The 12,424-nt window shown below is 53.1% G+C and carries 10 protein-coding genes and 1 tRNA gene; 4 read left to right on the top strand and 7 right to left on the bottom strand.

The window, feature by feature from the left end:
* Nucleotides 1-47: 47 nt before the first annotated feature.
* A complete protein-coding gene (gene trpC / locus LH23_RS08185) occupies nucleotides 48-842 on the bottom strand; it encodes an indole-3-glycerol phosphate synthase TrpC (RefSeq protein ID WP_039289973.1) in 795 nt (264 codons plus the stop codon).
* Nucleotides 843-1,000: 158 nt separating this feature from the next.
* Entirely contained in the window at nucleotides 1,001-2,014 is a 1,014-nt protein-coding gene (gene tsaD / locus LH23_RS08180; RefSeq protein ID WP_039289971.1) for a tRNA (adenosine(37)-N6)-threonylcarbamoyltransferase complex transferase subunit TsaD, read from the bottom strand.
* Between the two features lie 375 nt (nucleotides 2,015-2,389).
* Between tsaD and rpsU the strand changes: the two genes are divergently transcribed.
* The 3 genes from rpsU (at nucleotide 2,390) to rpoD (ending at nucleotide 6,499) form a co-directional block, all read left to right on the top strand.
* Nucleotides 2,390-2,605, top strand: a complete 216-nt coding sequence (gene rpsU, locus LH23_RS08175; RefSeq protein WP_001144069.1) for a 30S ribosomal protein S21 — start codon at nucleotides 2,390-2,392, stop codon at nucleotides 2,603-2,605.
* Nucleotides 2,606-2,758: 153 nt separating this feature from the next.
* Nucleotides 2,759-4,504 carry a DNA primase gene (gene dnaG / locus LH23_RS08170; protein WP_039296459.1) on the top strand — a complete coding sequence of 582 codons (1,746 nt, stop codon included), beginning with the start codon at nucleotides 2,759-2,761 and terminating at the stop codon, nucleotides 4,502-4,504.
* A gap of 150 nt (nucleotides 4,505-4,654) precedes the next feature.
* Entirely contained in the window at nucleotides 4,655-6,499 is a 1,845-nt protein-coding gene (rpoD, locus tag LH23_RS08165; RefSeq protein ID WP_008460031.1) for an RNA polymerase sigma factor RpoD, read from the top strand.
* A 200-nt stretch (nucleotides 6,500-6,699) separates the two neighbouring features.
* On the opposite strand, the gene mug is transcribed toward rpoD, so the two are convergent.
* Entirely contained in the window at nucleotides 6,700-7,206 is a 507-nt protein-coding gene (gene mug, locus LH23_RS08160; RefSeq protein ID WP_039289964.1) for a G/U mismatch-specific DNA glycosylase, read from the bottom strand.
* 126 nt (nucleotides 7,207-7,332) lie between these two features.
* On the opposite strand from mug, the gene LH23_RS08155 reads away from it, so the two are divergent.
* Nucleotides 7,333-7,408 (top strand) — tRNA-Ile (locus LH23_RS08155).
* Between the two features lie 261 nt (nucleotides 7,409-7,669).
* Here the strand turns inward: LH23_RS08155 and LH23_RS08150 are convergent.
* From LH23_RS08150 to LH23_RS08135, 4 genes are all read right to left on the bottom strand, one after another.
* Nucleotides 7,670-7,969, bottom strand: a complete 300-nt coding sequence (locus LH23_RS08150) for a DUF1889 family protein (protein ID WP_039289962.1) — start codon at nucleotides 7,967-7,969, stop codon at nucleotides 7,670-7,672.
* Nucleotides 7,970-8,137: 168 nt separating this feature from the next.
* Nucleotides 8,138-9,829, bottom strand: coding sequence for a methyl-accepting chemotaxis protein (locus tag LH23_RS08145; RefSeq protein WP_039289960.1), 1,692 nt, complete (start codon nucleotides 9,827-9,829; stop codon nucleotides 8,138-8,140).
* A 297-nt stretch (nucleotides 9,830-10,126) separates the two neighbouring features.
* Nucleotides 10,127-10,576, bottom strand: a complete 450-nt coding sequence (locus LH23_RS08140) for a hypothetical protein (protein ID WP_039296456.1) — start codon at nucleotides 10,574-10,576, stop codon at nucleotides 10,127-10,129.
* Nucleotides 10,577-10,989: 413 nt separating this feature from the next.
* Nucleotides 10,990-12,420 carry a 6-phospho-beta-glucosidase gene (locus tag LH23_RS08135; protein WP_039289957.1) on the bottom strand — a complete coding sequence of 477 codons (1,431 nt, stop codon included), beginning with the start codon at nucleotides 12,418-12,420 and terminating at the stop codon, nucleotides 10,990-10,992.
* Nucleotides 12,421-12,424 lie beyond the last annotated feature (4 nt).

Here is a 12,424-nt window from a genome sequence, read left to right as displayed (position 1 = left end):
CGCTATCTCAGCAGGCTTTAGGCGTGGTTTAACAAACGTTCAGACGTTTAGCGCTCGGGGAAAAACATCGCGGCTAATTCTTTGCCTGGCTCTTCTGCCCGCATAAAAGCTTCACCCACAAGGAAATTATTCACGTTGGCTTCGCGCAAACGGATGACATGCTCGCGCGTAGCGATGCCTGACTCGGTAACAACCATGCGATCTGCCGGCAGCTGTGCCAACAGGCTGATGGTGGTTTCTATCGTGGTCTCGAAGGTGCGCAGGTTACGGTTATTCACGCCAATAAGCGGCGTGGTCAACCGGAGCGAACGTTCCAGCTCATCGGCATCATGCACCTCTACCAGTACCGCCATACCCAGCTCGTGAGCCTGCGCCTCAAGCTCCTGCATCTGACCATCCTCCAGTGCAGAAACAATAAGCAGGATGCAATCCGCCCCCATCGCCCGGGCTTCCACAACCTGCCACGGATCGATCATAAAATCTTTGCGTAAAACCGGCAGCTCACAGGCAGCTCGAGCCTGCTGAAGATATGCAGCGCTTCCCTGGAAGAACTGTTCGTCGGTCAGTACCGATAAACAGGCAGCCCCGCCTTGTTGGTAAGAAACGGCTATCTCCGCAGGATTGAAATTTTCGCGGATTAAGCCTTTCGAAGGGCTGGCCTTTTTCACTTCGGCAATTACCCCCGCCAGGCCCGCATCACGCTTGCGACGGAGTGCGGCAACAAAATCGCGGTGATTCTGTGCAGCGGCCTGTTCGGCGAGCTGGCTCAGGGAAATCGCTTTTTTGGCGGCGGCAATTTCTTCATGCTTAACGGCGATAATTTTGCTGAGGATATCGGACACAACATTCTCCAGGTTCAGTCGGGTATCGCGATAGAGTGCCGGATTGTGCGCCGAAAGTACCGGGCTAATTTCGCTTTCGTTTGTTGCAGAATATGACTCGTTGGAAGGCAGTTCAGAAACAAAAAAGGAGCGGTTAAACGCTCCTTTTAGTTTGCTTGTCAGGCGGCGGGTAACTCTGCCAGCGGCCAGCGTGGGCGAACGCTAACGCTCAGCTCACCAGAAGTGCCGGCTTTCAGACGAATCATTCCGGCATAGGCGATCATCGCGCCATTATCGGTGCAAAACTCCGGGCGCGCGTAAAACACTTCACCACGACGTTTAGTCATCATCTCGGCCAGTTTAGCGCGCAGAGTGCGGTTGGCGCTCACGCCGCCCGCCATCACCAGACGTTTAAAGCCGGTATGTTCGAGCGCACGTTTACATTTAATGGCCAGCGTATCCACCACCGCATCTTCAAAAGCACGGGCGATATCCGCGCGAGTCTGATCGTCCGCGTCGTTATCACGAATGGTGTTTGCCGCGAAGGTTTTCAGGCCAGAGAAGCTGAAATCCATGCCAGGGCGATCGGTCATTGGACGTGGGAAAGTGAAACGTCCCTCCGTGCCCTGCGCCGCCATTTTGGAGAGCAGCGGCCCGCCCGGGTAGTCGAGCCCCAGCAGCTTGGCGGTTTTATCAAAAGCTTCACCGGCCGCATCGTCGATAGACTCGCCCAGCAGTTCATATTTACCAATGCCGGTAACGCTAATGAGCTGGGTATGGCCGCCGGAAACCAACAGCGCGACAAAAGGGAATTCTGGTGGATTGTCTTCCAGCATCGGGGCCAGCAGGTGGCCTTCCATGTGGTGGACCGGCACGGCAGGCACATCCCAGGCAAACGCCAGCGAGCGGCCAATGGTTGCACCAACCAGCAGCGCGCCAACCAGGCCCGGCCCGGCGGTGTACGCCACGCCGTCGATATCTTTGGCGGTTAATCCAGCCTCTTTTAGGGCAGCCTGGATAAGCGGCACGGTCTTGCGAACGTGATCGCGGGAGGCCAGCTCCGGCACCACGCCGCCGTAGTCAGCGTGAAGTTTCACCTGACTATACAATTGGTTGGCTAATAACCCTTTCTCATCGTCATAAATGGCGATGCCGGTTTCATCACAGGATGTTTCGATTCCCAGTACACGCATGGCTTGTTTTACCTCTTTGGCCCGGCGCGAAGTTTAATCCCGGTGGCTTCCTTTGTATACCCTATAGCATTTGAGTTGCAGCAAGACGGCCAGGGACTGAATCCCCAGGAGCTTACTGAGGTAAGTGACTGGGGTAAGGGAGTGCAGACGGTGCAGTTGCGGCTCAAAGGATGACGGGGAGTAAAACTTTGCTGCCCCTGGGCGGGACTAATGGTGTATAATCTGCGGCCCTGGAAGATACCGGCCCTAAAAGCCAGGTTTCTGGTCGTTCGGTGCTTTACAAAGCAGCAAGAGTTGCAGTAAAATTCCGCACCATTTTGAATTAAGCTGGCCTGTATGCCAGCGGCAAACCGAATTATTAAAGGTGAGAGTTACATGCCGGTAATTAAAGTACGTGAAAACGAGCCGTTCGACGTAGCACTGCGTCGCTTCAAGCGTTCCTGCGAGAAAGCAGGCGTTCTGGCGGAAGTTCGTCGTCGTGAGTTCTATGAAAAACCAACGACCGAACGTAAGCGCGCTAAAGCTTCTGCTGTGAAACGCCACGCGAAGAAACTGGCTCGCGAAAACGCACGCCGCACTCGTCTGTACTAATCTTCTGAGGATTCACTCCTCAACTTCAGACTGAGTAGTAGTTATAAGGCCGTGCTTCCGAAAGGAATGCGCGGCTTATTCTCGTTTATAAACTGACATATCCCTGAGCTTTTAGGCCACCGCCTGAGAGATGACGGATATAGCATGGGGCCTATGGCTGGACGAATCCCGCGTGTTTTTATCAATGACCTGATCGCTCGCACCGACATCGTCGACCTGATCGATGCTCGCGTGAAGCTGAAAAAGCAGGGCAAGAACTACCACGCATGTTGTCCATTCCATAACGAGAAAACCCCCTCTTTCACCGTGAACGGTGATAAACAGTTTTACCACTGCTTTGGCTGTGGCGCACACGGTAACGCCCTCGACTTCCTGATGAACTACGACAAGCTCGAGTTTGTCGAAAGCGTTGAAGAGTTGGCAACCATGCACAACCTTGAAGTGCCGTACGAAGCGGGCAATGGCCCAAGCCAGATCGAACGACACCAGCGCCAAAGTCTGTATCAACTGATGGATGGCCTGAACGCCTTTTATCAGCAGTCCCTGAAGCAGCCCGCCGCAGAACCGGCGCGCCAGTATCTGGGCAAGCGTGGCCTGAGCGACGAAGTCATTAGCCATTTCGCCATCGGTTATGCGCCGCCCGGCTGGGATAATGCGCTTAAACGTTTTGGTGGCAACAGCGAAAACCGCCAGGCGCTAACGGACGCGGGCATGCTGGTCACCAACGATCAGGGCCGCAGTTATGACCGCTTCCGCGAGCGGGTGATGTTCCCGATTCGTGACAAACGTGGCCGGGTCATCGGGTTTGGTGGACGCGTGCTGGGCGATGCCCTGCCGAAGTACCTGAACTCCCCGGAAACCGACATTTTTCACAAGGGCCGCCAGCTGTATGGCCTGTATGAAGCCCAGCAGAGTCAGCCGGAACCGGCACGCCTCCTGGTAGTCGAAGGATATATGGATGTGGTGGCGCTGGCGCAGTACGGCATTTCTTACGCCGTCGCTTCTCTGGGCACCTCCACAACCGCCGATCATATTCAGTTGCTGTTCCGGGTTACGGATAACGTCGTCTGCTGTTATGACGGCGATCGCGCAGGACGAGACGCGGCATGGCGAGCGCTGGAAACTGCGCTACCTTATATGACGGACGGTCGTCAGTTGCGGTTTATGTTCCTCCCCGACGGCGAAGACCCGGATACGCTGGTGCGCAAAGAAGGAAAGGACGCGTTTGAAGCGCGGATGGAGCAGGCTCAGCCGCTCTCCACGTTCCTGTTTAACAGCCTGCTGCCGCAGGTTGATTTGAGTACGCCAGACGGAAGAGCGCGGCTAAGCACGCTGGCTCTGCCGCTGATTAGCCAGGTACCCGGCGAAACGCTGCGTATCTATCTGCGCCAGGAGCTGGGCAATAAGCTCGGTATTCTGGACGACAGCCAGCTTGAAAAGCTGATGCCTAAACAGGCCGAAGGTGCGACACCTCGTCCGGCGCCTCAGCTAAAACGCACAACCATGCGTATACTGATAGGGTTATTGGTACAGAATCCGGAACTGGCTCCGCTGGTCCCGCCACTAAGCGGGCTGGATGCCGCAAAGTTGCCGGGTTTAACGCTGTTTAGCGGCCTGGTTGACGCCTGTCTGGCGCATCCGGGGCTGACAACCGGGCAGCTACTGGAACAATATCGTGGCACAAATGAGGCCACGACCCTTGAAAAACTCTCGGCGTGGGACGATATAGCAGATAAGGACATTGCTGAAAAAACGTTCACCGACTCGCTGGACCATCTTTTTGAGTCCGCGCTGGAGCTGAGGTTTGAAGAATTAATGGCACGTTCCAGAACGACCGGGCTGACCCCGGCGGAGCGTGAAGAAGTTCGCGTGATCACGCAGTCGCGCGCCAAAAAATAGATTCGCGGCTTAACTGCCGAACATTGATCGGGTCACCCCCGAACGCCGCACGGACGGGCTGCGGCATAAAAATAAATCAGCCCTCGTACGTTATTGTTGGCGGCAACGCCTACCGACACAACCCTAATACTGAAGTGTGGATACCGTCTTATGGAGCAAAACCCGCAGTCACAGCTCAAGCTTCTTGTCCAACGTGGTAAGGAGCAAGGCTATCTGACCTATGCCGAGGTCAATGACCATCTGCCGGAAGATATCGTCGACTCCGATCAGATCGAAGACATCATCCAAATGATCAACGACATGGGCATTCAGGTGATGGAAGAAGCCCCTGATGCCGATGATCTTTTGCTTGCTGAAAACTCAAACAGCACCGATGAAGACGCGGAAGAAGCGGCTGCTCAGGTACTGTCCAGCGTGGAATCCGAAATCGGACGTACCACCGACCCTGTGCGTATGTACATGCGCGAAATGGGGACCGTTGAACTGTTAACCCGTGAGGGTGAGATCGATATCGCGAAGCGTATCGAAGACGGTATCAACCAGGTACAGTGCTCGGTTGCCGAGTATCCGGAAGCGATCACCTATCTGCTGGAGCAGTACGATCGCGTCGAAGCTGAAGAAGCGCGCCTGTCCGACCTTATCACCGGCTTTGTTGACCCGAACGCGGAAGAAGATCTTGCACCAACCGCAACCCACGTCGGCTCCGAACTCTCTCAGGAAGAGATGGACGATGATGAGGACGAAGACGAAGAGTCTGACGACGACAGCTCCGACGATGACAACAGCATCGACCCGGAACTGGCGCGCGAAAAATTTGGTGAGCTGCGTAAGCAGTACGAACTGACTCGCGACACCATCAAAGCGAAGGGCCGCAGCCACGCTGACGCCGCCGCGGAGATCCTGCAGCTGTCTGAAGTGTTCAAACAGTTCCGCCTGGTGCCAAAACAGTTCGACTACCTGGTCAACAGCATGCGCGTCATGATGGACCGCGTTCGTACCCAAGAACGTATCATCATGAAGCTGTGCGTTGAGCAGTGCAAAATGCCGAAGAAAAACTTCATCACGCTGTTCACCGGCAACGAAACTAGCGAAACCTGGTTCAACGCGGCCATTGCGATGAACAAGCCGTGGTCTGAGAAGCTGCATGAAGTGTCCGAAGACGTTCACCGCAGCCTGCAGAAGCTGCAGCAGATCGAAGAAGAGACCGGCCTGACCATCGAGCAAGTAAAAGACATCAACCGTCGCATGTCCATTGGTGAAGCGAAAGCGCGCCGTGCGAAGAAAGAGATGGTTGAAGCCAACTTGCGTCTGGTTATTTCTATCGCGAAGAAATACACCAACCGTGGCCTGCAGTTCCTCGACCTGATTCAGGAAGGCAACATCGGCCTGATGAAAGCCGTTGATAAGTTTGAATACCGCCGTGGTTATAAGTTCTCGACTTATGCAACCTGGTGGATCCGTCAGGCTATCACCCGCTCCATCGCCGACCAGGCGCGTACCATCCGTATTCCGGTGCACATGATTGAGACCATCAACAAGCTCAACCGTATTTCGCGCCAGATGCTGCAGGAGATGGGCCGTGAACCAACGCCGGAAGAGTTAGCCGAGCGTATGCTGATGCCGGAAGACAAAATCCGTAAAGTGCTGAAAATTGCCAAAGAGCCTATCTCCATGGAAACGCCAATCGGCGACGATGAGGATTCGCATCTGGGTGATTTCATCGAGGACACCACCCTCGAGCTGCCGCTGGATTCTGCCACCTCCGAAAGTCTGCGTTCCGCAACGCACGACGTTCTGGCTGGCCTGACAGCGCGTGAAGCGAAAGTCCTGCGTATGCGCTTCGGTATCGATATGAACACCGACCACACGCTGGAAGAAGTGGGTAAACAGTTCGACGTTACCCGCGAACGTATCCGTCAGATCGAAGCGAAGGCGCTGCGCAAACTGCGCCACCCAAGCCGCTCTGAAGTCCTGCGTAGCTTCCTGGACGATTAATCGCTGCCCAAAATTGAAAAGCTCCCGCCAGGGAGCTTTTTTTTGCCTTGAATTTCTGGGCGCTGTCGTTTTTCAAAGCGCTTTTTCCAGTCTCCCTCCGGACACTTCTTTTCATTCCCTCTCTCCCTCTGGGAGCTTCTTTTAATTCCCCCTCTCCCTCTGGGAGAGGGCCGGGGTGAGGGAAAACGGCAACACCTTATTTACCGCCCACGCACCGTCAGCGACTCATTCAGCTCTCTATAAGCCTCCACCAGATTATCCACCGTGATGCGGCTCAAGCCGCTCGGGTTAGGCAAAATCCATACCTCGGTATCACCCAGAGTAACTTCCTGCCTTCCCCACTTCGCACCACGCTGCCGGAAAGCCTGCTCAAACGCCTGCTTGCCCAGGATCGCCAGCGCTCCCGGCTGGTACTCCTGCATCTTCGTGATCAGCTCTCGCCCACCGTCACGCAGCTCCTGTAGCGCCACTTCGCTTGCCTGAACCGTTGGCCGCTCAACCAGTTTCGTCACGCCGCAGCCGTAGGAAAGAAGCAATTGCGCCTCCTCAGGCTTAAGCTGTCGGTCTGTAAATCCCGCGAGGTGAAGCACTTTCCAGAAGCGATTGGCAGGATGCGCAAAAGGCAGCCCGAGATGAGCGGATGATTTTCCCGGATTAATACCGCAAAACACGACCCGAAGGTCAGGCTGAAGGATATCGCTAACCATTGTATTTCTCAGCTGAATGAATGGAGTAGGAAGTATAAGGGATTGATTAGCCATTGTTTATAAAACAAGCACACGTCACTTAAGCGCTGGATCGTCACCGCCAGTTACATTATAATTCAGCGCCACGGCCCCTTAGCTCAGTGGTTAGAGCAGGCGACTCATAATCGCTTGGTCGCTGGTTCAAGTCCAGCAGGGGCCACCAAATTTTAGCTTTAAAATCATATGATTAAGCCACTTTTAACGAAGTGGCTTTTTTGTTTCTGTTTTTCAGTGGCGCTGAAATGACGATAGATATTTAGCGCAACTTCCCTGATAGACATAAAAAACCCGCACAAGGCGGGTTCTTTTACATCCAGAGCGGGCTTGACTGTAAACATAACTGTTTTAGTTTCACCCACTTTTTTAGATTTTCGGATATTCAGTCGTCAGCCTTTTTGCTTACCATGATGACGAAGTAGCCAGCTCACACCAGCGCCCGCAGCTCTTCCTTCATATAGGCAGAAAAGTATTCAGGGTTTTTAATCACGAGGCGGTTACCGGACTCAACCTTGTCCGCCCAACCGGCAACTTTTTTCGTGAAGTCGGTGTTCCATCCCTCCTGAACACCACGAGCCGTAACGTCGGCAGCGCTTGCCGGGACGCCCAGTTGCTTCAGATACCTAAACATTCCCTTCGCGGTGCTCTCATCCATAGGGTGTGGCACGGAGGCCGAAGTGTTCATACCGCCAATGAAGTCTAATGCTTTATCAATCGCTGCTTGCATAATTTATCCTTAAAATTAAGCACTTAATTAATAAGACTCTAGATCGCGATATTCAATGTACCACCAATTTTGATTCATTTTTTCAGGGTCAGTCACGTTTAAGGCCTCTTCTCGCCTCACCCATATTCGGATTTGGCTGCTCTGCGTCCTGCAGGCAGCCAATGAAGATTAGAACTGTTCCCAGTTATCTGCACCGCCACCGTTCGTGGCAAGCTCAGGCCTGCGAGTGGCAGAAGACGGTACGGGCTTAGCCTGGCGGGCGTTTGCCGCGGCAATGACCTGTCCGGTATTAAAGATACTCATCAACTGCACCAGACGAGTAGCCTGATCGCTGAGGCTCTCAGCTGCGCTGGCAGATTCCTCCACCAGCGCTGCATTCTGCTGGGTGACTTGATCCAGTTGAGTAATGGCCACGTTGATCTGAGCAATCCCCTGCCCCTGTTCTTCCGTCGTCACGCCGATTTCAGAGATCAGCCCGGCCACGCGGTGGGACTGCTGCACCAGGTCATCGATCGTCGTTCCCGCCGAACTCACCATATCCGATCCTTTTGTTACCGTACGCATGCTGTCCTCAATCAGAGCTTTGATCTCGCTGGCCGCAGAAGCAGAACGCTGTGCCAGCGAGCGAACTTCCCCGGCAACAACCGCAAAACCACGTCCTGATTCCCCTGCACGAGCGGCTTCCACGGCAGCATTCAGCGCCAGAATGTTTGTCTGGAATGCGATGCCGTCAATAACGCTAATGATGTCGCCAATTTTCTGTGAGCTTTCGCTAATTTCACGCATCGTCAGCACCAAATTATTGACGGCATTGCCGCTTTGCGTGGCCGTTTCGCTGGCAGAGTTGGCAAGGCGAGTCACAGTACGCACCGTCTCGGCATTCTGCTGAATTGTCTGGCTCATTTGTTCCATCGAAGCGGCCGTTTCCTGCAGGCTGGCCGCTTGCTCTTCGGTGCGTTGACTGAGGTCGGTGCTGCCAGCCGCAATCTCGCTGGCACCCACAGAGATAGAATGGCTGCTGTCTCGTACTTCACGCACAACCCCAAGCAGACGGCTACGCATCTCATCCATAGCCGCGAGCAGACTTCTGGTGTCCCCTTGCTTCAGTTCAACGGCGGTATTGAGCTGCCCCTCAGAAACTTGTTTGGCCACGGAGACGGCATAAACTGGCTCGCCGCCAAGCTGGCCTTTCACCGCTCGCCCGATGCCCCAGGCAATCAAAGAGCCAATCACGGCGCTGATAATCGTAATAATCAACAGCAGGTTACCGGCAAAATGCGCTTCTTCAACATAGCCTCGGGCCATGTTTACCGTGCTACCGGAATGATCGCTGATCATCTCGCTGAGCGCATCGAGCACCCTGGCCTGCGGGCCAACCACTTCGCTGATGACTAACGCACGGGCGGCATCATACTGCCCGGCCGCGCTGACGCTCATCACCTTGCGCAGCGCCTGGGAGTATGCCGGGCGAACATTGTTCAGGTTGTCGAACAGTTCGCGAGAACGCTTAAGCCTCAGCGCCTTATCCAGCTGCTTCAAGAGGGCGTTGTTGTCCACGATACGCTTTTCGAGTACCTGGTTAGTTTTTGTAATGTAGTCCCGACTCTCGGCTTCGGTATGCGGCAGCGTGGTGAACAACGCCATATCACGAATATCGTGGGCATTGTCCGTAATATTATCTTTAATCTTTACGATCAGCAGCAAATTCACCAGGCGAACATTGGCGGCGTAATTAAGGTTATTTCCAACAGAAACCAACTGCATTCTGGCAAATAATGCGACAAAGAATCCAATGGCAATGACCAGCGCAAAGCCAGCCCCCAGCATGGTACTGAGGTGCATATTCTTCAGTTTGTTCATAAATCCCTCTGAGCTTTAATGGTTATATCGCAGGCAATAAGAGGAGGTAATCGATAGAAATCACATCAACGGTTGCGACGGTGTTTTTTTGAATTATCGATTTTTTATCGGCAGCCTGAGAGACTTCTTTACCATTATTTATAATGGTCTGGCCACATACAATAATGACAAGGAGATGACAAATAATGAACGGATTAATATTTTTAAATAAAATCAAAACTACTATTTTTAGGGGTGGCAGCCCCGTCCCATTCTGTGGTTAACGGGGCTGAAATTAACGTTTTATCTGTGCAGGAATTATTTATCTGCGATGAAGCGATCGTCGTCACCCACCGGGATATAAACACGCACCCACTCCTTTCCATCAACGATATCCCAGCTGTGTCCTTCACCAGCGGTATCGGCCGCAAGCAGCACTGTGCCTGGCTCGATGATGAACGTGGAGCCGTCGCTAACCTTAAACTTCAGCTTGCCTTTCAGGGTAACCACATACTGCTTTTTCGGTGCCGGATGCACCCCTTTCTGCCACTCTTCAAAGGTATTACTGAAATAGAGATTATCAGAAGAAATTTTCGCCAGAGAGGGAATTGAACCTTTTACAAACGCAGAGTGATTATCAGCCGTGTTAATCAATTTTATCGCCGGAATTCGGTGTTCGTTGGTATCTGTTTTTGTGGCTTCGGCATGTCCAAACATTGAAACAAGCAAACCTGTGGTGGCCAACATAAGCCGTGTTATTTTTTTCATAATCGTGTCCAGAGTTAATTTCAGCCAGCACTTTCCCGGGGAATAAATCACCATAACAAAGTTCCAGGTTAGTACACCAGAGGCAATCAATTTCGTCAATATCACGCACGATCAGTTTATTTAATTAATAAATTAAATATATATAAAGAAAAAATGTGGAGTGAAAAAAACATCCAGACGGGTATTTCAATACTGGCTAACTTTGATTGTTATTAAACGGTAAAAGAATATTTTAGAACAAAACAAACTAAATACAGGAGGTGATAGCCATAATTTAGCTTAACGCTTTATTCTAAAAATCCAGGAATAGATTCATTCTGGTGGCCGAGTGCATTCAGTTCAGAGGTTAAACACATTCAAAGAAAAAACGCTGGTGTTTAAACCAGCGTTCGTTCAGTCAGCCACAGGCGCTATCAGAGCTTTTCGCCGTTGCTCTCAATCACGTCTTTGTACCACTGGAAGGACTTCTTACGGCTGCGGCTGAGGCTGCCGTGGCCTTCGTTGTCTTTATCGACGTAGATAAAGCCGTAGCGTTTTTTCATTTCGCCCGTTCCGGCAGAGACCAGGTCGATACAGCCCCACGGGGTGTAGCCCATCAGGTCAACGCCATCTTCCACTACTGCTTTTTTCATTTCTGCGACGTGCGCCGAAAGATAATCGATGCGGTACTGGTCGTCCACGAAGCCGTCGGCCTGCGCCACGTCAATCGCCCCGAAGCCGTTTTCCACAATAAACAGCGGCAGCTGATAGTGATCCCAGAACCAGTTCAGGGAGTAACGCAGGCCCACCGGATCAATCTGCCAGCCCCAGTCGGATTTTTGCACGTACGGGTTAGAGACCAGGCTTTTTGATTCGTCGTAGTCGAACTGCGGGTTGTCGGCGCTGGCTTTGGTGGCAAACGACATGTAGTAACTGAAGCCGATGTAATCAACGCAGCCTTCTGCCAGCGCCGCGAGATCTTCGTCGGTAATATCCAGCTCAAAACCACGGCGCTCAAAGTAGTTCAACAGGTGCTGCGGGTACTTGCCACGCACGTGCACATCGGTGAACCAGTAGCGGCGGTGCATAGCATTCATCGCCATCATCATGTCGCCCGGTGCACAGGTCAGCGGGTAAATTGGGCACATGGCAATCATGCAGCCAACCTGCAGCGCAGGGTTGATTTCACGGGCCGCACGCACCGCCAGGGCGCTGGCAACCAGCTCATAGTGCGACGCCTGGTACATCACCGGCTCGCGATCTTCACCCGGCTGATACTTCAGGCCCGAGTTGGTGAACGGCGCAAAGTCTTCGTGGTAGTTGGCCTGGTTGTTGATCTCGTTGAAGGTCATCCAGTACTTCACTTTGTGCTGATAGCGAGTGAAGACCACTTTCGAGAAGCGCAGGAAGAAATCAATCAGCTTACGGTTGCGCCAGCCACCGTATTCGGTGACCAGATGGTAAGGCATTTCGAAGTGCGACAGCGTAATCACCGGCTCAATGCCGTGCTTCAGGCACTCGTCAAACAGATCGTCATAGAACTGCAGGCCAGCTTCGTTCGGCTCCAGCTCGTCGCCCTGCGGGAATATACGCGTCCAGGCGATGGAGGTACGGAAGCATTTGAAACCCATCTCGGCAAACAGCTGGATGTCTTCTTTGTAGCGATGGTAGAAGTCAATCGCTTCATGGTTAGGGTAGTTTTTGCCCTGCAGTACACCGTCAGTAATTTCACGCGGGACGCCGTGAGCACCGGCCGTCATCACATCCGCAACGCTAACGCCTTTGCCACCTTCTTTCCAGCCACCTTCCAGCTGGTGCGCCGCAACCGCGCCGCCCCACAGAAAACCTTCTTTGAATCCAGACATATTC

It is taken from the genome of Cedecea neteri (assembly GCF_000758305.1).
Lineage (GTDB): Bacteria > Pseudomonadota > Gammaproteobacteria > Enterobacterales > Enterobacteriaceae > Cedecea > Cedecea neteri_C.
Note: the sequence above shows the minus strand (reverse complement) of the source record. Positions and strands in the feature narration are given on the sequence as shown.

Excerpts from the sequence above, each read along its gene's own strand:
- LH23_RS08145 (WP_039289960.1), bottom strand. The coding sequence starts at position 9,829 with ATGAACAAACTGAAGAATATGCACCTCAGTACCATGCTGGGGGCTGGC.
- rpoD (WP_008460031.1), top strand. The coding sequence starts at position 4,655 with ATGGAGCAAAACCCGCAGTCACAGCTCAAGCTTCTTGTCCAACGTGGT.
- rpsU (WP_001144069.1), top strand. The coding sequence starts at position 2,390 with ATGCCGGTAATTAAAGTACGTGAAAACGAGCCGTTCGACGTAGCACTG.
- dnaG (WP_039296459.1), top strand. The coding sequence starts at position 2,759 with ATGGCTGGACGAATCCCGCGTGTTTTTATCAATGACCTGATCGCTCGC.
- LH23_RS08140 (WP_039296456.1), bottom strand. The coding sequence starts at position 10,576 with ATGAAAAAAATAACACGGCTTATGTTGGCCACCACAGGTTTGCTTGTT.
- LH23_RS08135 (WP_039289957.1), bottom strand. The coding sequence starts at position 12,420 with ATGTCTGGATTCAAAGAAGGTTTTCTGTGGGGCGGCGCGGTTGCGGCG.
- tsaD (WP_039289971.1), bottom strand. The coding sequence starts at position 2,014 with ATGCGTGTACTGGGAATCGAAACATCCTGTGATGAAACCGGCATCGCC.
- LH23_RS08150 (WP_039289962.1), bottom strand. The coding sequence starts at position 7,969 with ATGCAAGCAGCGATTGATAAAGCATTAGACTTCATTGGCGGTATGAAC.
- mug (WP_039289964.1), bottom strand. The coding sequence starts at position 7,206 with ATGGTTAGCGATATCCTTCAGCCTGACCTTCGGGTCGTGTTTTGCGGT.